The 18,809-nt window shown below is 59.5% G+C and carries 18 protein-coding genes and 1 tRNA gene; 5 read left to right on the plus strand and 14 right to left on the minus strand.

What is annotated here, in order from left to right; translation table 11 throughout:
* Positions 1 to 5: 5 nt before the first annotated feature.
* From rlmH to rplU, 10 genes are all read right to left on the minus strand, one after another.
* The gene (gene rlmH, locus HYPMC_RS00455) at positions 6 to 488 is read right to left on the minus strand and encodes a 23S rRNA (pseudouridine(1915)-N(3))-methyltransferase RlmH (RefSeq protein ID WP_013945758.1); all 483 of its coding nucleotides are present in this window, start codon (positions 486 to 488) and stop codon (positions 6 to 8) included.
* Positions 489 to 553: 65 nt separating this feature from the next.
* A complete protein-coding gene (gene rsfS / locus HYPMC_RS00460) occupies positions 554 to 1,015 on the minus strand; it encodes a ribosome silencing factor (RefSeq protein ID WP_013945759.1) in 462 nt (153 codons plus the stop codon).
* Positions 1,016 to 1,126: 111 nt separating this feature from the next.
* Complete coding sequence (locus tag HYPMC_RS00465; protein ID WP_013945760.1) at positions 1,127 to 1,780, minus strand: nicotinate-nucleotide adenylyltransferase; 654 nt, start codon at positions 1,778 to 1,780, stop codon at positions 1,127 to 1,129.
* A 26-nt stretch (positions 1,781 to 1,806) separates the two neighbouring features.
* On the minus strand, positions 1,807 to 3,093 hold the full coding sequence (locus HYPMC_RS00470; RefSeq protein WP_013945761.1) for a glutamate-5-semialdehyde dehydrogenase: 1,287 nt from the start codon (positions 3,091 to 3,093) through the stop codon (positions 1,807 to 1,809).
* A 3-nt stretch (positions 3,094 to 3,096) separates the two neighbouring features.
* Positions 3,097 to 4,257: a glutamate 5-kinase gene (proB, locus tag HYPMC_RS00475; RefSeq protein WP_013945762.1), complete on the minus strand. Its 1,161-nt coding sequence runs from the start codon at positions 4,255 to 4,257 to the stop codon at positions 3,097 to 3,099.
* A gap of 149 nt (positions 4,258 to 4,406) precedes the next feature.
* Entirely contained in the window at positions 4,407 to 5,510 is a 1,104-nt protein-coding gene (locus HYPMC_RS00480; RefSeq protein WP_013945763.1) for a calcium:proton antiporter, read from the minus strand.
* A gap of 227 nt (positions 5,511 to 5,737) precedes the next feature.
* Positions 5,738 to 6,778 (minus strand): GTPase ObgE, encoded by a 1,041-nt coding sequence (gene obgE, locus HYPMC_RS00485; RefSeq protein ID WP_013945764.1) that lies wholly within the window; start codon positions 6,776 to 6,778, stop codon positions 5,738 to 5,740.
* Positions 6,775 to 7,296, minus strand: coding sequence for a GNAT family N-acetyltransferase (locus tag HYPMC_RS00490; RefSeq protein ID WP_013945765.1), 522 nt, complete (start codon positions 7,294 to 7,296; stop codon positions 6,775 to 6,777). The genes obgE and HYPMC_RS00490 overlap by 4 nt, the downstream gene beginning before the upstream one ends.
* Positions 7,297 to 7,434: 138 nt before the next feature.
* Positions 7,435 to 7,707: a 50S ribosomal protein L27 gene (gene rpmA, locus HYPMC_RS00495; RefSeq protein WP_013945766.1), complete on the minus strand. Its 273-nt coding sequence runs from the start codon at positions 7,705 to 7,707 to the stop codon at positions 7,435 to 7,437.
* A gap of 30 nt (positions 7,708 to 7,737) precedes the next feature.
* Positions 7,738 to 8,052, minus strand: coding sequence for a 50S ribosomal protein L21 (gene rplU / locus HYPMC_RS00500; protein WP_013945767.1), 315 nt, complete (start codon positions 8,050 to 8,052; stop codon positions 7,738 to 7,740).
* 290 nt (positions 8,053 to 8,342) lie between these two features.
* Between rplU and HYPMC_RS00505 the strand changes: the two genes are divergently transcribed.
* From HYPMC_RS00505 to HYPMC_RS00525, 5 genes are all read left to right on the plus strand, one after another.
* Positions 8,343 to 9,383, plus strand: coding sequence for a hypothetical protein (locus HYPMC_RS00505; protein ID WP_013945768.1), 1,041 nt, complete (start codon positions 8,343 to 8,345; stop codon positions 9,381 to 9,383).
* Positions 9,384 to 9,448: 65 nt separating this feature from the next.
* A tRNA-Ser gene (locus HYPMC_RS00510) sits at positions 9,449 to 9,538 on the plus strand.
* Positions 9,539 to 10,192: 654 nt separating this feature from the next.
* Positions 10,193 to 10,981 carry a toll/interleukin-1 receptor domain-containing protein gene (locus tag HYPMC_RS00515; RefSeq protein ID WP_013945769.1) on the plus strand — a complete coding sequence of 263 codons (789 nt, stop codon included), beginning with the start codon at positions 10,193 to 10,195 and terminating at the stop codon, positions 10,979 to 10,981.
* A gap of 224 nt (positions 10,982 to 11,205) precedes the next feature.
* On the plus strand, positions 11,206 to 14,268 hold the full coding sequence (locus HYPMC_RS00520) for a TrlF family AAA-like ATPase (RefSeq protein WP_013945770.1): 3,063 nt from the start codon (positions 11,206 to 11,208) through the stop codon (positions 14,266 to 14,268).
* Positions 14,269 to 14,451: 183 nt separating this feature from the next.
* Entirely contained in the window at positions 14,452 to 15,054 is a 603-nt protein-coding gene (locus HYPMC_RS00525; RefSeq protein WP_157135375.1) for a hypothetical protein, read from the plus strand.
* Between the two features lie 264 nt (positions 15,055 to 15,318).
* Here HYPMC_RS00525 and HYPMC_RS00530 read toward each other — a convergent pair whose 3' ends face one another.
* The 4 genes from HYPMC_RS00530 to HYPMC_RS00545 form a co-directional block, all read right to left on the minus strand.
* Positions 15,319 to 17,064 carry a recombinase family protein gene (locus HYPMC_RS00530; protein ID WP_013945772.1) on the minus strand — a complete coding sequence of 582 codons (1,746 nt, stop codon included), beginning with the start codon at positions 17,062 to 17,064 and terminating at the stop codon, positions 15,319 to 15,321.
* Positions 17,057 to 17,536 (minus strand): DUF2924 domain-containing protein, encoded by a 480-nt coding sequence (locus HYPMC_RS00535; protein WP_013945773.1) that lies wholly within the window; start codon positions 17,534 to 17,536, stop codon positions 17,057 to 17,059. The genes HYPMC_RS00530 and HYPMC_RS00535 overlap by 8 nt, the downstream gene beginning before the upstream one ends.
* A gap of 3 nt (positions 17,537 to 17,539) precedes the next feature.
* On the minus strand, positions 17,540 to 17,827 hold the full coding sequence (locus HYPMC_RS00540) for a DUF3489 domain-containing protein (RefSeq protein ID WP_013945774.1): 288 nt from the start codon (positions 17,825 to 17,827) through the stop codon (positions 17,540 to 17,542).
* A gap of 541 nt (positions 17,828 to 18,368) precedes the next feature.
* The gene (locus HYPMC_RS00545) at positions 18,369 to 18,809 is read right to left on the minus strand and encodes a hypothetical protein (protein ID WP_041299560.1); all 441 of its coding nucleotides are present in this window, start codon (positions 18,807 to 18,809) and stop codon (positions 18,369 to 18,371) included.

Here is an 18,809-nt window from a genome sequence, read left to right on the forward strand (position 1 = left end):
TGTCGTCATGCGCGATGATAAGGATGACCCGCGAGGATCGTGGCGGCACGATAAAGCTGCTCAGCCAATACAACACGCGCAAGGCCGTGGGGAAGCGTCAACGCGCCGAGGGAGAGTTTCAGGGTGGCTGCACTTAAGACAGCTTCGCCGTGGCCGTCGGGACCGCCAATGAGGTAGACGCAGGACTTCGCACCGCCGTCGCGCGTCTCACGCAGGAAGGCAGCGAAGGCTTCGCTGGTAAGCGATTTGCCGATCGGCTCAAGGGCGACCGCAATATCGCCCGGTCCGACGTCACGCAACAATCTCGCAGCCTCGTCACGCTTGCGCTCGGCGACGTCGGCGGCGCGGCTTTCGGGATATTCGCGAATGTCGATTGGGCCGAGGCCAAGCGGCTTACCGGCGCCGTTCAGCCGTTTGGCATAGCGCTCGACGATGGCGCGCTCTTCGGCGTCTTTCAATTTGCCGACCGCGGAAATGGCGATGCGCATCAAGGGAGGCTCCGCGGCCGAAGGGTTCAGCCGCGTTTCAACAAAATGCTTCTCGGGTCTCGCGCCTAGTGCTGCGAGCTATCGCCACGCGATGCGTCCGGCGGGATCTCCGCCTGCCACATCTTTTCGAGGTTGTAGAATTCGCGGACCTCGGGGCGGAAGACGTGGACGATGATATCGCCCGTGTCGATCAGCACCCAATCGCAGGCGTTCAGGCCTTCGACGCGAACCCGGGCTTCGCCGCGCGCCTTCAGCTTCTCGCGCAGCTGCTCGGCAATGGCGCCGACGTGCCGGTCGTTACGGCCGGACGCGACGACCATGAAGTCGCCGAGCGCTGACTTGCCTTCGAGGGGGATGGAAACGATTTCTTCTGCCTTAGCCTCGTCAAGCCAATTGACGATGTCATCAAGCAGGGCTGCCGTGTCCGGCGCCTTGGCGGCGGACGGGGCAATTGAGGAGCTCTTGCGAGCGGCCTCGGTTGTGGGTCGGATCAAGCGGCGAGCGTCCTTTGCTGGTTGGTCCCGCATGTCACTACGGCCCGGACAATCCGGACAGCACCGATATTAAAGGGCGTCGGCCTGAGCCGCAATTGGAAATGCGCTCTAGGCCGTCTTAAAAGTGTCATAAAAGTCATAGGCTTAGGCGTTCTCACGCGCAGAGTGGGGCGCTGCTCTGCGCAGGGCGGTGGAGGAAAGCCCGGAAAGCCGGATGGTCAGCAGCATCCAGGCGGGGGGCTGGCGGTCGGCCAGAGAGGCGGCTTCGGACTCCGGAAGCCGGTAGCGTTTCAGCCACTGGGCGGCGGGGGAGGCGAGGCCGGCGTGTCGCCATCCGGGCCGGTCGACGACGGCAATCGGCATGGTCTGGGCGATCTCGCGCCAATGCTGCCATCGGTGGAACGAGGCGAGGTTATCGGCGCCCATGACCCAGACGAAGCGAACGGCCGGGAAGCGGTGACGGAGGAACGACAGGGTGCCCGCCGTGTAGCGGGTGCCGAGTTCGCGCTCGAAACCGGTGATCTTCATGCGCGGGCCCTGAGCGAAGACCTCGACGAGTTCCATGCGGCTGTCGAGTCCCGACAGGCCGTCGTCGGATTTGAGCGGATTGCCGGGTGTGATCAGCCACCACAACTGGTCGAGGCCAAGCCGTTTCACGGCGGCCTCCGCAGCGATGCGGTGACCGTCGTGGGGAGGATTGAACGTCCCTCCCATGATCCCGATGCGCTGCCCGGGAAGGCAGAGAGGGGTGTGGACGCGAAGGGAGCCAAAGCTTTGCGGCGGAATCTTTCGCGTCAACTCAGACGTGCCTCATTCCACATACGTCACTTCGGCCGGATCTGGCCGGTGCCGCGCACCTTGTACTTGAAGCTCGTCAGCTGTTCGACGCCGACCGGGCCGCGCGCGTGCATCTTGCCGGTCGCGATGCCGATCTCGCCGCCAAAGCCGAACTCGCCGCCATCAGCGAACTGGGTCGAGGCATTGACCAGAACTATTGCTGAGTCGACCTCGTTGAGGAACCGTTCGGCGGCGGCAGCATCTTCGGTGATGATGGCGTCGGTATGCTGCGAGCTATAGCGTGCGATATGGTCGATGGCGCCTTCGACCCCGTCGACCAGCTTCACGGCGATGATCGCATCCAGAAACTCTTTGCCGAAGTCGTCAGGCGCAACGGGCTTTACGCGCGCGTCGGTTTTCTGGATTGCAGCGTCGCCGCGGACTTCGCAGCCCGCTTCCAGCAACGCCTTCACCAGCGGCGTGACGATATCGGACGTCGCGTTCTTGTCGATCAGCAGACACTCGGTCGCGCCGCAGACGCCGGTGCGGCGCATCTTGGCGTTGACGACGAGCGGCACCGCAATGTCCATGTTCGCGGCCTTGTCGACGTAGGTGTGGCAGATGCCTTCGAGATGCGCGAAGACCGGTACCCGCGCTTCCGTCTGCACGCGCTCGACGAGGCTTTTGCCGCCGCGGGGTACGATGACGTCAACGGCGCCGTCGAGGCCGCGCAGCATCATGCCGACGGCTTCGCGGTCGGTCGTCGGCACGAGCTGAATCGCAGCTTCGGGCAGTCCGGCCGCGCGCAGGCCTTCGACGAGGCACGCGTGAATGGCGATACTCGAATGGTGGCTGTCTGAACCGCCGCGCAGAATAGACGCATTGCCCGCCTTGAGCGAAAGCGCACCGGCGTCAGCCGTTACATTGGGGCGGCTCTCGTAAATGATGCCGATGGTGCCCAGCGGCACACGCACGCGCTGGAACTTGAGGCCATTCGGCCGGGTCCATTCCGCCAGAACGGTGCCGACGGGATCGGGCAACTCCGCGATCTCTTCCATACCCTTGGCGACGCCTTCGATGCGCTTCTCGTTGAGTTCGAGGCGGTCGATGTAGGATGCGAGGCGGTTGGCGGCTTTCGCGGCTTCGACATCCTTGGCATTGGCCTCAAGGATTTTCGGAACGGCAGCGCGCAGCGCCTTGGCTGCGGCCTTCAGCGCCGTGTTCTTTTCTTCTGGCGTGGCGATGGCGAGGCGGCGGCTCGCAGCTTTCGCAGCTTCGCCGATGCCGCGCATGATCGTCGCGGTTTCGTTCTCGATGCGCTCCGGTTTGTTCATCGCTCAAGTCCTCGTCAGCGCCATGTCATCCCGATGGATGAGAGTGGTGCGCCCTTCGTAACCCAGGATCGTGGCAATCTCGCTCGAATGCTTGCCCATGATACGCCGGGCATCGGCCGCCGCATAGGCGATCAGGCCGCGCCCAAGCTCACGGCCATCGGCAGACCGTATAATAACGGCATCGCCTCTGTCGAACGAGCCGTCGATGCGCGTTACGCCAGCAGGTAAGAGGCTTTTGCCTGTCAGCAAGGCTTTCTCGGCGCCGAGATCCAGGAAAATCTGGCCGTTGGGCACGAGCTGGCCGGAAATCCAGCGCTTGCGGGCGGTTACGGGATCGGATTTGGCGATGAACCACGTCACGCGCGCGCCTTCGGAAATGGCGCGCAGCGGATGGTGAATCTTGCCTGTCGTGATGACCATATTGGTGCCGGCGGCGAGCGCGATCTTGCCGGCCGTGATCTTGGTCTTCATGCCGCCTTTCGACAGCTCGGTCCCGGCGTCGCCCGCCATCGCTTCGATCTCGGGCGTAATCTCGGTGACGAGCGGAATGTGCTTGGCGTCTGAATCTTCATTCGGCGGCGCGGTGTAGAGGCCGTCGATATCCGACAGCAGCACCAAGCAATCAGCGGACACCATCGATGCGACGCGGGCCGACAGACGGTCATTGTCGCCGTAGCGGATTTCCGTGGTGGCGACGGTGTCGTTCTCGTTGACGACGGGAATGGCCTTGAGGTTCAGCAGGACTTCAATGGTGTTGCGGGCATTCAAATAGCGTCGGCGCTCTTCGGTGTCGCCGAGCGTCAGCAGCACTTGCGCGGCGGTCAGGCCGCGGGCTCCGGCAAGCTCGCGATAGGCGTGGGCGAGGCTGATCTGGCCGACGGCGGCAGCCGCCTGGCTCTGTTCGAGCGCCAACGGGCCTTTCGGCAGACCCAATGCATGGCGGCCGAGTGCGATCGAGCCCGACGAGACTAGGATGACTTCCTTGCCTGCGCGCGAAAGGGCGGCGACGTCATCCATCAACGAATTGAGCCATTCGGCTTTCAGGCCGCCGGTTGTCCGGTCCGTCAACAGCGCCGAGCCGATCTTGACGACAATGCGCTGCGCCTCGGCCCATTCGGGCCGTGCGGTCGGCGTCGTAGCGTTGGAAGCGGTCATGCCGGCCATTGTCATCTCGGAAGCGGTGTCAAAGTAGGTAAGCTTGGGCGTGCCTTATCTGCAAATGTCGTCATTCCGGCAAGGGGAAGGGCTCGCATATCGGCAATGCCGGGCGGAATTTTACCAAATATGCCGCGAAAACGTCGCTAAACGCCTCTTTACGGCACGAAGGAGAGAAACAGGAACGTCCCAAAGATCACAAGGTGAAGAAAACCGAACAGGACGTTGGTGCGGCCGGTTCCAAACGTCAGGATGCTGGCCGCCAGCGTCATGACGATGAGCGCCAAATCCCCCGGTTCGAGACCGAGGACCAGGGGCGTGTGCAGAAAGAGGTTGGCGGCCGCAATAGCCGGTATGGTCAGGCCGATGGTCGCCAGCGACGAACCGAGCGCCAGGTTCAGGCTTTTCTGAAGCTGATTATTTCGGGCGGACTTCACAGCTGCAATCGATTCCGGCATGAGCACAATCAGTGCGATGATGACGCCGCTGATGCTCGATGGTGCGTCGAGCTTCGAGACGCCGACGTTGATGATGATCGCTACGAGCTTTGCCAAGAGAACGACGGCTGCCAATGCAACACAGAGAAAGAACGCCGAGAGCGCGAGCTTGCCCTCCGCCGGCCCCGGCGACTCCGTTGCGGTATGGGGGTGCTCGCCGACGAAATAGCCACGATGCAGAACGGTCTGCGTATATAGGAACACCAGATAGAGCGCGATCGTCACGATGCTGATGTAGCTAAGTTGGCTTTCCGAATAGAGCCCTCCTGGAACCGTCGTCGTGTAGTTCGGCAGGATGAGCGTGAGCGTCGCCAGAACGATCAGCATGGCGAGGTAGATCTTCGCCGACGTCACGTCGAAGGTCTGTTCTCGGAAGCGAAGACCTCCAACGACGATGCAAAGCCCGACGAGACCGGTCGTGACGATCATGATGACGGCGAAGACGGTTTCTCGCACGAGCGTCGGCGTCGCCTTGCCGGTGAGCATCAAGGAGATGATCAGCGCCAGCTCGATGATCGTGACGGCGACGGTCAGGACGAGTGTGCCGACTGGCTCACCCATAATGTGGGCGACTTCCTCCGCGTGGTAGACGGCCGCAAACACAACGCCGATGAGCATCGGGACGAGGAGGATTGTGTTGACGATACCGAGAGTGTGCGTCGAGAAATCCTCGCCATAGCTCGTAGCAGTGGCTTCGATGAAAAGTAGAAGCCCAAGCACGGGCACGACCCATGTCCAGACCGGTGTGCGCGCGGAGTGGGTCATTTCGAGACTTCCTGATGTTGGGAATTGCTGGGTGCGAGGCAGCTATTGTGAGCGAGTTGGCAGCGGGCGGCAAGGCGATCGTTTTGTCTCAAGGGCTGCGTTGTAGCCTCTGCGATGCCTGAGAACGCCGCAGAATGTCATTCTCCGAACAGTCTGAGGATCTACTCATCAGCGAGTGATCTGCGCGATGGATCCTCGGCCTGAAGCCGAGGATGACAACATGGCGACTAGGGTTGCCAGGGACCGGCCTCGTCGCCGTCAGCTTCATCGTCTGTCTCATTTGCGCGCGTGATCTCGCGGACGAGCGCATAGAGAGCATCTTTGACACCTTGGCCGGAGACCGCCGACAGCATCAACGGCGTCTTGCGGGCGGCCTTCTTCAAAATCTCGCGGCGTTCTGCGAGTGTGGCTTCGTCAAGCGCATCGCACTTCGACAGCGCGACGATCTCTTTCTTTTTCTCGATGCCCTCGCCGTAGGCCTTAAGCTCGCGGCGGACGGTTTTGTAGTCGGCCGCAACGTCTTCGGAGGTCGCATCGACCAAATGGAGAAGCACGCGGCAACGCTCGATGTGTCCAAGGAAGCGATCGCCCAATCCGGCGCCATCGTGGGCGCCTTCGATCAAGCCTGGAATGTCGGCGAGCACGAAATCGGTATCGCCCGCACGGACGACGCCGAGGTTGGGATGCAGCGTCGTGAACGGATAGTCGGCGATCTTCGGCTTGGCCGCCGAGACGGCCGCGAGAAATGTCGATTTGCCAGCATTCGGCAGGCCCACGAGACCGGCGTCGGCGATGAGCTTCAGCTTGAGCCAGATCGTCAGCTCTTCGCCCGGCTGGCCGGGATTGGCGTGGCGCGGCGCCTGGTTCGTCGCGCTTTTGAAGTGCGCGTTCCCGAAGCCGCCGTTGCCACCCTTCGCCAGGCGTACGCGCTCGCCCGGATGGGTGAGATCGGCAAGGAGCGTTTCGCCGTCCTCAGCGAAAACCTGCGTGCCGGGGGGCACCTTGACGATCATGTCCTTGCCGTTTGGTCCGGCGCGGTTCTGACCCATGCCGGGCGTGCCGTTCTGGGCGAAAAAATGCTGCTGATAGCGGTAGTCGATCAGCGTGTTGAGGTTCTGCACGCATTCGACCCAGACGTCGCCGCCCTTGCCGCCGTCACCGCCGTTCGGCCCACCGAACTCGATGAATTTCTCGCGACGGAAGGCGATGCAGCCGTTTCCGCCTGCGCCCGATCGAATGTAGATTTTTGCCTGATCCAGAAATTTCATGATGCGCGCGCTCGAATGGCCATGGTCCACGGACGACGGCGTTCATACGTCAGCGCCGGAAGTTCACATTGGCGCGCCTCGCACCAGCCCGTGGAGGTACCGGTGTGGCGGAAGCCGAGTTTGCGAATGACGCGCGCCGACGCATCGTTGCCCGTCAGATGTTTGCAGATGAAGCGGCGAACGCCGGATTTCGCGAAGCCATGCGCCATCACGGCGCGTGCAGCTTCGGTGGCGTATCCTTGGCCCCAGTAGGGCTTGCCGATCCAGTAGCCGAGCTCAGCGTCGCCGTTGTCGTCGAGCGTGAAGCCGCAGATGCCGATCAGCTCACCGTTGAGGTCGATGCCGAACACTTCTTCATGCTCGGCGACGCCATCGACCCAGTGATTGGCGGCTTCCTCGGAATAGGGAAACGGAATGCGCCCTGTCATGCTTGCGACGTCCCAGTCACCGGCCAGCACGGCGATGCGGGCGGCATCACCATGGACAACAGTCCGGAGAGTGAGACGGGCGGTTTTCATGACGTCCGATCAAAGGCAAAGGGGCCTTGGGCTTGTGGGCAATCCGTCGACGATATGAGGGGAGCTCTGAAAAGGCAAAAGGGGATGGCAGAGCCATCCCCGTAGTCCGTACAACCGAGCTTTTCGATCGAAAGCGGATTACTCCGCGGCGATCGCTTTGACCGGCTTCACCGAAATATAGGTGCGGCCGTTGCGCTTGGTGGCGAATTCGACGGTGCCTTCCTCGACGGCAAAGATCGTGTGATCGGTGCCCATGCCGACACCCGAACCCGGATGCCACTGCGTGCCACGCTGGCGGCAGAGGATGTTACCCGGAATCACGTATTCGCCGCCGTAGCGTTTGATGCCAAGGCGTTTGCTTTCTGAATCGCGGCCGTTACGTGTCGAACCGCCTGCTTTCTTTTGTGCCATTTCAAAATCCTCGAATGGAGCGGCGGTTCGTTACGCGCCTGCGATGTCGGTGATGCGCACGACAGAAAGGTCCTGACGGTGGCCCTTCTTGCGGCGAGAGTTCTTGCGGCGGCGCTTCTTGAAGGCGATCAGCTTTGGCCCGCGCGACTGCTTCACGAGTTCGGCGACCACTTTGGCGCCCGATACGAACGGCGCGCCGATGGTGACATCGGCACCCGAGCCGACCATCAAAACTTCACCGAATTCAACGGTAGCGCCGGCATCGCCAGCTACACGCTCGATCGTGACGACGTCGTCTTTGGAAACGCGGTATTGCTTGCCGCCTGTCTTGATGACAGCGTACATGGCTCTTGTCCTTTCGGCCTTTCAGGCCTGTTGCCGCGCCCTATGGCGTCACCGAAAACGGTGAACTTTCAACATGTTGCTAGCTAGAGCCAGCAAGGAGCCTCGGGCAGCGCGTTCAACGCGGGCAGTTTTCCTGGCCCACGGGTGGCGGGCTTTATTGTCGATGTGAGGGCTATTGTCAACGGCCGTGCGGCGTTTCAGCCGGCCAATTTCTTTTTGATAACGCATCGTAAATGCCGCTGGGGTCGCCCATTTTAGGGAGCTCCTGGGATTGTCACCAGAGGCGAATGATGGCCGTTCCTGCTTCCTCGGCGCACCCGCGATCGCAGAGCGATATCCTGCCGGCGATACCTGTGATCGAAACCGGGCCGGATTTTCCGCTGGTAACGCTGCGTGCCTCTGTAGAAAAGACGCATGCGCTGCTCGATGTGGCGACGCGGCGTTATCCGAAGCGATTATTGGCGGGCCTTGACGGTGTGTCGCGGGCGTGGCTCGTTCGCACGAACAATGTGCATTTGTCCGAGATCGACGCCATTGCCGAAGCGCTGGGCCGACCAGGCGCCTATTTCTTTTCGATCAACTATGAGTGGGGCTGCACCTGCCGAGCGGCGTCGTCGGCGGATGGCCATTCGGCGCGTTTGATCCGGGTGCTCGATTGGCAGACGCCGGGGCTTGGCGCGAACCTCGTTTGCGCAAAAGTCGTGGGTTCGTCCGCTGGGCCGTTCGCCGTTCTCACCTGGCCGGGATACACGGGCGTGCTGCAGGTGATGGCGCCGGGCCGGTTCTCGGCGGCGCTGAACCAGGCGCCGATGCATGATCCGACGGGGCTTTTTTACGTCGATTGGGCCGTCAATCGACGTCGCGTGTGGAAAATGCCCTTTCCAACGCCTGCGCACCTGCTGCGCCGGGTTGCGGAAGAGGCACGAGATTTCGCCGAGGCGCGCCGGATGCTGACGGATGCGCTGATTTCTACGCCCGGCATCTTCACGCTTGCGGGGCTGGCGCCCGACGAGACCGTCGTCATCGAACGGACGGAGCATGAGGCGCGTGTGCGTAAAGGTGTCGATGCGGTCGCTGCCAACCATTGGAGCGAGGCGGGCTGGAGGGGACGGCCGCGCGGGGACAGCAGCTTTGAGCGGTGCCGGGCCATTAGGAGCGTTCCGCCGACATTCGATGACGGCTTCGCGTGGCTTGCCTCGCCGGTGCTCAACGCTAAGACGCGGTTGGCGATGGTTGCTGATGCCAAGACCGGCCGCCTCCTGGCGCGTGGCTACGAGGCGGATGGCCCTGCGACGCAATCCCTCGACCTTGAATGGCATGCGGCGGTCTGAGCCGCTTGCGTCCGGAAGCGAGCGCCGCTAAAAGCCCCACTTCGCCGTCAGGCGCCACGGCTTCCGGAGAGGTGGCAGAGTGGTCGATCGCGCCGCACTCGAAATGCGGAGTACTCGCAAGGGTACCGGGGGTTCGAATCCCTCCCTCTCCGCCATAAGTTATTGATTTTGCATAGAAAATTCATTTTCTGGGGCGAGTTTGAACTTCGTCCGTAGTTCCGCGGGGTTATGTGCGGTCGTGCTAGCGGCTCGCGTCAGAGACCACTTTGGTGCGGGCTCTTTGGTCCTTCATTGCCGAACGTCTCTAACGGCACTTTGCGTGGTCCGAAAGTCTAGGGAGCGTCCACGCGTTTGACGGCTACGCGAGTGGTGAAAGGGGCGCGACGTTCTCCGCAGCGGCGTGTTTTAGCGTCGGCACCGAATTGTTCGTCGACAATGAGAGCGAGATCGCCCGCGTGATCCGCGAAGCTCGTCGCACCCATTGCCTCAGCGCTTCATGGCGACCGAAAAAGGGTTCCGGACGGCAAGGCTAAGCAAGATTTCGACACAGATAGCGGAACGCCATTGAAGCCTTTCGGTTGCAATTCCCAACCGATCAGCTCGCAACAATGACACTTGAATTCCGGGCGGAGGATAAAGGGGCCTACGATAAAGTATGGGTGGGCAAAGTATGGGTTGGCACGCACTCGGAGACAAATGGATGTCCTGCGTGCCCGCGAATTGGCCGAGATACTTTTGCATGACGGCGAGCGCCTCAAAACGAGGTACCGTCTGCACCTCATACTTGATTCGAAACCAACGGCTTTAGCATGGCAGATGTCTTTATTAGCTATTCCAAAGCAGAGCGCAAACTCACCGAAGATTTGGCAAAGATTTTGACAGGAGCCGGCCTAACAGTCTGGTGGGATACGGAGTTGCTACCGATACAGCGGTTCCGGACCGAAATCGATGCTCAACTCGACGATTGTTCCGCCGCAGTAATCATTTGGTCGGCCACTTCCGCGAATTCCGATTGGGTTCGGTCTGAAGCTGATCACGCTATGCGGCAGGGCAAGCTTTTCAACGCGCATCACTTCGACATTCTGCCCGAACACTTGCCCAAACCCTTCGGCCAAATTCATGCCGTGCCGCTGACCGATGCCGACCGTATTCTCAGGGCTATCAAGCTTATCACCGCCGGCAAGCCGCCTCGGGCGACCGCGGTGTCCTCCGTCGAGACGAGCGCTATAGAATTCATCACAGACGCCATCCAAGATGCACTCAGATACGCACTGCAACTGCGCGACCTAGCCGATCGCGAGGATTGGGAAGACGGTGAAGCATACCCCAAGGAGCTGCTGAAGCTTGCCGAAAAGGTTTTAACGCCGCTCCGGCTATTCCGAGAACGACTACCCTATATGGATATCACCAGCTATCGCGGCAGGCGGCTTGTCGAGCACCTCGATGAGGCGACGTTATATGCGCATCGACAGATTTCTAAGGAAGTTAAGTGGCTCCGGTCGCACAGTGACAGCGACAGCGTCGTAAAAGGCGCGCGCGGAGATCTCTCCGTTGCCGCCGAGCGATTGCTGGAAGAGGTGGAGCTTCCACCCAAATAACGTCGATCCTCCTAATCGGACAGAGTCACCGTTCAAATCGCATCTAGTTTGTGTGATTGCACGTCGAGCTCAGTGAATCCATGCGGGGGCGACTACAATGGGTTCACCAGGAATACGAGGTCTGGCTGAGTGACTGATTTTGGAATGAGCGTCTAGTAGTAGAACGATCGTGTATTGTGCACACAAAGGCTTCGGCCCATAAGCAAAAGCCAAGCGGGGGTAAAATGTATTCAAGAGGATCCGAATGGCGCGAATGGGATTTCCATATCCATTCGCCGGCCTCCTTCCATTGGGGTGGTGAGCGGCTCGGATCGGACTCGGATCGCAACAACCACCTTATTGATGAAATGATCCGCGCATTGGATGAGGCGCGTCCAATAGCTTTCGGTCTCATGGACTATTGGACATTCGACGGCTGGTTCGCTTTGAAGGCGCGGCAAACGCAACAAGGTGCTCCGGCACTCACGAAGACTGTTTTCCCCGGCATAGAGCTGCGCCTGTCGGCGCCAATGGAGGGTCGACTTAACGCCCACGTTCTATTTTCAAACGAGATCAACGATCAGCATCTTAGAGATTTTCTATCTCGCCTGACGCTCGAACTCATCAATCAACCCCTGTCACCCGCAGCACTGATTGAATACGCTCGTTACGCGGGAGCTGATAAATTAGCAAAGCACGGGTTTGACAAGAGGCGGATCGCGTCAGACGACGCAGACGCTTTGAGGGCCGGCTGTGAAATCGCAGAAGTAAACGTCGACTCCTACAAGGAGGCGATCCGGCACGTGCCTGGAGGACGAGCGATCGGATTCATGCCTTTCTCCACGAACGACGGGCTCGCCTCGGTTAAGTGGTGCGATCACTACGCTTACGCATTGGGATTATTTGAATCCTCACCGATATTCGAAACGCGAAATCCGGACCTGTGGGCAGCCTTCTGTGGGATCGAAACCGAGGCGAACAAGGATTGGCTCGCTAATTTCCAGGCCGCGCTGAAGGGGGTTCCCCGGCTGGCCGTCTCGGGTAGTGATGCGCACTGTTTCCGCGGGAACGGCAACAACGATAAGCGGGGCTACGGCGACTTCCCCTCGGACAAACGAACGTGGATTAAGGCTGACCCTACCTGGAAGGGCCTGTTGCAAGTCTTGAAGGAACCCGCCAAGCGCTCGTTCCTGGGCGGGCGGCCACCAAAGCTAGACCGCATCAATCAAGGCAAGACATTTTACATTGACCGCATTCGCATCAGTAAAACTGCCAGCAGCACTCTTTCGGAGACCTGGCTTCACGGAACTGAAATTCCTCTGAACCCGGATCTCGTTGCAATCATCGGCAACAAGGGAAGCGGTAAGAGTGCGTTGGCCGACATTGTCGCTTTGCTGGGAAACTCCCAGCAGAGTGCCCATTTCTCATTCCTCAAGCGAGATCGCTTCCGCGGCAAGGCCGGCGAACCTGCCCGCCAGTTCACCGGCGAACTAGCTTGGCTCGCTGGCGATCCATGTGTCATGGGCCTCGCTGACGATCCATCGCCTGAACGGGTCGAACTGGTTCGGTACATACCCCAGGGCCGCTTCGAAGCTCTCTGCAATGATCACGTCTCGGGCAAGACCGATGAGTTCGAGAAGGAGCTTCGAGAGGTTATTTTCTCCCACGTTCCCAGCGACATTCGACTCGATGCACTTAGTTTCGATCAACTTATCGAGAAGCAGGAAAGCGTCTTTCGAGCCCGGGTCAACGAACTTCGCAAGTCGCTGCGCGCACTCAACGAGCAGATCGTGGACATCGAAGATCAACTTCATCCCAATGTCCGGAAGAACCTCGAAGAACAGATCAAACTAAAAACGAAGCAGATCGAAGAGCACAATATTATCAAGCCGCCAGCACCCGAGCCTCCCACGGAGGAACTTACTCCCGATCAGAAGCAGGCGAGCGCGCGGCTCGCGGAAATTGTTACAGTCTTGGAGACACTTACGGCCGAGAGCAAGAAGGCCGGCGAAGAACGACGGCTTATCGGAAGGAAGCAACGGTCGCTTCGCAGCATCAATGAACGCACTGGCTTGTTCGAGAAGCAATTCGCAACCTTTGTGAGCGAGATCGCCGATGATCTCGACCTGGTCGGCCTGAAGGCTGAGGATTTCATCACGCTGACCGTGAACACCTCTTTGCTAAAGGAACATCAGGATACGCTTGGCGCCGGCGATAGCGAGTTCGCGAAGAAGATCGAGAGCGCCGCCGCCACACAGGGCGCGATCGTTGAAGAACAGAAGAGATTGTCAAAGAAATTAAACGAACCACAACAGAAATATCAGGCAGACGTGCTGGCCCTGACCCAATGGCAAACCGCGCTGGACGTGATCGAAGGTTCCGATACCGAGCCTGAGAGCCTCAAGGGCCTGCAACGCCGCATGGCCCAAATCGATGAGCTGCCGACCCTACTTGCTCGACAGCAGACGTCGAGGCAGCAGATCACACGTCAGATATTCCTCGTACTTGATGAACAGCGCGCCGCGCGTGAGGCACTGTTCGCGCCACTGCAGCAGCTCATACAGAGCAATTCTCTGATCCGGGAAGAGTACAAGCTGCAGTTCCAGGCAAAGCTGTTGGGCTCACCGGAAGCCATCGCAACGAACCTCTTCAGCGCGATCAAGCAGAGCAAAGGGGAGCTTCGGGGAGAAGACGAAAGCTTCGGTGCCGTACGCACGCGATTCGAGAAGTATCAATTCAACAGCTCGGCAGATGCAGTCGGATTCGCTGAAGACATGGCCGCCGTGTTGGGTGAGAGCGCTGGGATCATACACAACATTCCAGGTATTCGTTCGCTAATGCGCAAGGGCAAGGACCCGGCTGACGTCTATAGTTACATTTTTGGACTTCAGTATCTTGAGCCGAAATACACATTGCTATTTCAGGATACACAGATCGAGCAGCTATCGCCCGGGCAACGCGGCGCACTTCTTTTGATTTTCTATCTTCTCGTCGACAGGGGCCGTAACCCGATCGTGCTCGACCAACCGGAGGAGAACTTGGATAACGAGACCGTAGTGAGCCTGCTTGTGCCGGTACTAAACGAGGCAAAGAAGTCCCGCCAGATCATCATGGTCACCCATAACCCCAACTTGGCGGTCGTGTGCGACGCCGAGCAGATCATCCATGCGGTATTCGACAGAAAGAACGGCTCACGCATCTCTTACAATTCAGGTTCTATCGAGAACGGCACCATAAATCGGGCGGTTGTCGACGTACTCGAGGGCACGAAGGTAGCCTTCGATAACAGAGGCCAGAAATACCATTGAGTGCTTACATGGCATAACGAAAGATTGGGCTTTCGGGTGGAAGCCTCCGAAGCTCAAGCCAGAACGACCCCGGATGCGAAGGATGTCGCTTACCCGACATCAGATGAGCCTAAGAAGCGCCATGAGTGCCCAATTTCTGACTGAGAAGGCATGCCAATTAGATCGCGAGAAGAATTAGAGGAATTGCGACTTAAAGTTCAAAAGGGACTTTCGGGATCAATCTATAAGGAACTTGCCTATCGATGCTTCATCTTCGACTTCGACATGGCGATCGCACTGCGAGAAAAACGCATCCCCGCGAGCAAAGCTATCGAAGCGGCGCTTCAAGCAATCCGAGGTGCCGGCCACGTCTTCCTCGAATACGAGCTTGTTGGCCGGGAAGAGAGCCTACAAGCGACCATCGGGCGGTTGGCGACGTTTGGCATGATTCAAAATATTACACATCTGGTGGAAGCCACGAAAATCGTCTGCGCTCGCCTGGAAATAAAAGAAAACGAAATCAAGAAAAGCTGGTATTGGGACTTTAGGAACGACCATACCCACATAGAACGCGAAATAAAGAAGGGAAAAAAGAAGGACGAAGAAGGAAAGAGAAAAGTCTTCAACATTCACGAAATGCCACCAGAGGTCACGAGCTTCGGCTCTATTAAGTACGCCTCTTACAGCGACGACGTACATGGATATTCGCTTCAGACCTTTTCATTGGACCGTGGCTTGAGGGATTTATCGTTCGATCTGGCGAAGGTTTTTGAAGCCAGCATCCGAAAGATCAACACGCCATTATAGGTATAAGGCGCATCATCAAGCCAAATGCCGAACGCTCTGATTGGAACTTCGTCTTCCGTGGGTTATCCGCCAGCGCTGCGAGCGCCCTGTGCCAGAGGCCGCTTGGGTGTCGGCTCTTTCGTTTGCCACGCCGAACATTTCTAATGGCATCTTAAGCAGTTCGGAAGTCCGGGGAGCATCCGCGTGTGTTTGGCAACGACGTGAATGGAGAAGAGACTCACCATTCTCCGGAGTGCCGCGTTGGCCGTGATGATGACGTTGGGCTCAATCCTTAGGTGAAGCCCAGCGACGTTTCTGATCTTCCCACGATGTAGGCGGCGGCCCTTGCGTCACCAGCAGGTTGGCTGTCAGCTCCGGAGGCTGACGTCCCTGCAGGATCATTTTTGTGATCTCTGGTGCGAGGAAGCTCAGGCGCACGACGCGCGTGAAGTAGGTCGCGCTGGTCCCTGCTTCTGCAGCGAGCGTCGTCATGGTCCGATCATGGCTGGCACGATCCAGGATCCGGCGACAGCGATGTGCCTGCGCTAAGAGACGGATGAGACTGCGATCGGCATTACGCCGAGTAGGCCCCGTGGGGCCTTGAATGAGCAGCTTGGTTTCCATGCCGGTGCGTTTGATGCGTGCCGGGAGTGACAGGGTTCTCGTTGGCCCATCGAGATTCTGCGGCAGACGTCGGATGTCGAGGTCAGGGGCCGTAACGTGCGGCACGGCATCGAGCCGAACGGTCAGCGCAACCTCTTTCGGAGCAACGACGACGCGCTCAATCAAAGCGCTCGCGATGGCACGTCGATCCGATGGCGATTGGCTCGGCCAGCGCTCAGCAAATGCTACGGCCTGCATGATCAGGGCTTTCCGCTGGGCGACGGATGAAGGCCCCGCGACCTCGTGAATGAGCTCCTCGTCTCGCATCAATCGTATGATTTCGTCATCGATGATCGTTTCGAGATCGGATGCCGGAACACGACAGGCTTCACCAGATGCTCGTGGCCGCCCACGTTTGATCAGCGACTGGCTGATGTAGTAGCGGTAGCGCGTGCCCTTCTTGTTCGCGTGTGTCGGCGACATGCGATCACCGCTCGCATCATAGACGAGGCCGGCAAGCAAGCTCGGATTGGCTGCTGTTGATCGGGTTACGCGCTCGACGCGGTTCTCGGCGAGTGCGGCCTGGACCATATCCCACAGAGCTTCATCAACGATTGCGTCGTGCAGACCGGGATAGGCCTTGTCTTTGTGGACGATCTCGCCGCGGTAGATGCGGTTCTTGAGCATCAGGTAGAGCGCGCCACGGGCGAGGGGCTTCCCGCCACGAGGCATGCCAAAGCGATCGACGCTGCTCTTGCTGAGGATGCCGGCTGCGTCGAGATCTTCCTTGAGGGCGTGTACGGACTTGAGGCCGGCGTAGCGGCGGAAGATGTCGCGGACACGCTCGGCTTCCGGCTCGTTGATGACGAGCTTCCTGTCGAGGACGTCGTAGCCGAGGGGTGGATTGCCGCCCATCCACATGCCCTTCTGCTTCGACGCCGCGATCTTGTCACGGATGCGCTCGCTTGTGACCTCACGCTCGAACTGGGCGAATGAGAGAAGCATGTTGAGTGTCAAGCGGCCCATCGAGGTGGTCGTATTGAACTGTTGCGTCACGGAGACGAATGACACGCCCTTGGCATCGAAGGCATCGACGATCTTGGCGAAGTCGTGCAGCGAACGCGTCAGCCGGTCGACTTTATAGACGACGACCGTGTCGATGCGGCCAGCAGCAATATCGGCGAGCAGGCGCTGGAGTGCTGGCCTCTCCATGGTACCGCCCGATATGCCGCCGTCATCGTACATCGCTTGTAGCGCGATCCAGCCAGCGGCCTTCTGGCTCCGAATATAAGCCTCGCACGCCTCACGCTGAGCATCGAGCGAGTTGAACTCTTGCTCGAGGCCCTCCTCGGAGGATTTGCGGGTGTAAATGGCGCAGCGGATGACCGCTGCGCCATTCGATCGGGGCGACCCGAGCTTCCTACTCATCCATCACGCCTCCGGTATTTCTTTCGGAGGCCAAACCGAAGAAGCGTGGTCCTGACCAATGGGTCCCGGTGATCTCCTTTGCGATCAGCGAAAGCGAGCGCCAACTCTGACCGCGCCACAGAAAGCCGTCCTCGGTGACAACCACCTCGTGGGTCTCACCTCGCCAGTCTCGGACCAGTCGGGCGCCGGGCCTCAGCTCCAGTTGCTTCGGTCTGGTGATGTCGGATTTGATCTCCAGTTCGTCGGCAAGCGCGTCGAGTTGGCGCTTGGTCGCCGTACCAAGTCCCCCGAAAGCCCGCTCTTGGATCTTCCAGGCAACACCGAGTTCGATCACGGTGCGGTTCACGAACTTCGGCGGATAGGCCTTGTAGTATTGCCGCCATGCAAGGCGAAGCTCTCGATGGCTGAGCGAGGCAAGCGCGGCAACCTCCGTAGCGACCGCGTTGCTGGTTTGATCAGATGCCCTCGACATATCTCAACCCTTCTGCAGCCGATAAGCTCGGCGGCCGGATATTGTGTCGAGATTGAAAGAGAAGCCGCGCGCTTTGAGCCGGCTCAGGGCGCCGAGCACCGAATGCCGCTGCCATCCGGTCGCTTCGACGAGTTCATCGGCCGTCGCGCCGCGCTTGGTGGCCAGACAGTCGATGATCACTCCGAGTTTGCCGCCGGGGTGTGGCTGGGGAGGAATTTGCTCGGTGTTAGGCGTCAACGCGGCTGGCGGTTTTCGTGCTGCATTCGAGCTTGCATTGCCAGATTTGGCCATCGGGTGATCCTCATGTGCGGCCACGCCCTATGCATGGCCTTGCACCACCCGAAGCCCCGGAATTCTTCACCGAGGCGGAAACCCTTGCCGCTCGTAGCAGCAAGGCATGACGACAGTACCGCTCCAATCAGCAGGGAAGTCCAGTCGGAAAGAGGCGTATGCAGACAATATCTCTGGCCCCAATACATTGAGAGTAGTGCGATATTTCGGGAGCTTTTTCTAGCGATACCGAAGGTTCGAATCCCGCTCGCTCCGCCATAAATTATTGAATACAAATAAGAAAATTCGTCTCCCCGCCGTGGTCGCGTATTCCTGCGCACTATCCGGGCCTTAGCGCGTGGTGACCGCCGACACGTGACCGAGAGATGGATTTCGGACCGCAATTACGAGGCCGTCGTGCCGAAAGTCTCCTATCGGCTTTCAGGTGGTACCACTGTGTCGGGTGGAATTGGTTCGACACCGGCGAGGTGAAGTCGCTTGCTTACGAGACGGTGGGCGAGCTCACGCCGAATTCGAGGCGAAGGACCGCGGTCGGTAAAGGTCAGTGCACCGTTCCGCCCACGGCGACGCCCCGTCCATCCAACCACGCTGCGTTCAACGCTTGCGCGTCGGACAGCGCGTTGTGCGGCGTCTCGGAATAGAGTGGTTGCTGCAGCACGAGCCGGACCTCCAGCGTGGCCGGTCCCACGAGGCGGTTACCCTTGCTGAGAAAGCCTAAGAATTTGGCGAGGTCCTCGGGCCAATCTGCGATGACCGTCTCGCCGCGGTGGGTCTGGAGGAAGACTGCGAGGCGGCCCCTGAGCGCGTCGTCGGATTCCGGCTGTTGGCCAAGGCAAGGAATCACATTGACCTTCACCCAGGGGTCCAGCTTTTTCGGCAGCTGGCGGACGCCATAGAACTCGCCGCTGTTGTCGGACACCAGGCCGAGCGAAATCAGCTCCCCCTGAAAGCCATTGAATTCCGCATCAAGAAACAAAGTCAT

This window comes from Hyphomicrobium sp. MC1, assembly GCF_000253295.1.
Classification (GTDB): Bacteria; Pseudomonadota; Alphaproteobacteria; order Rhizobiales; family Hyphomicrobiaceae; genus Hyphomicrobium_B.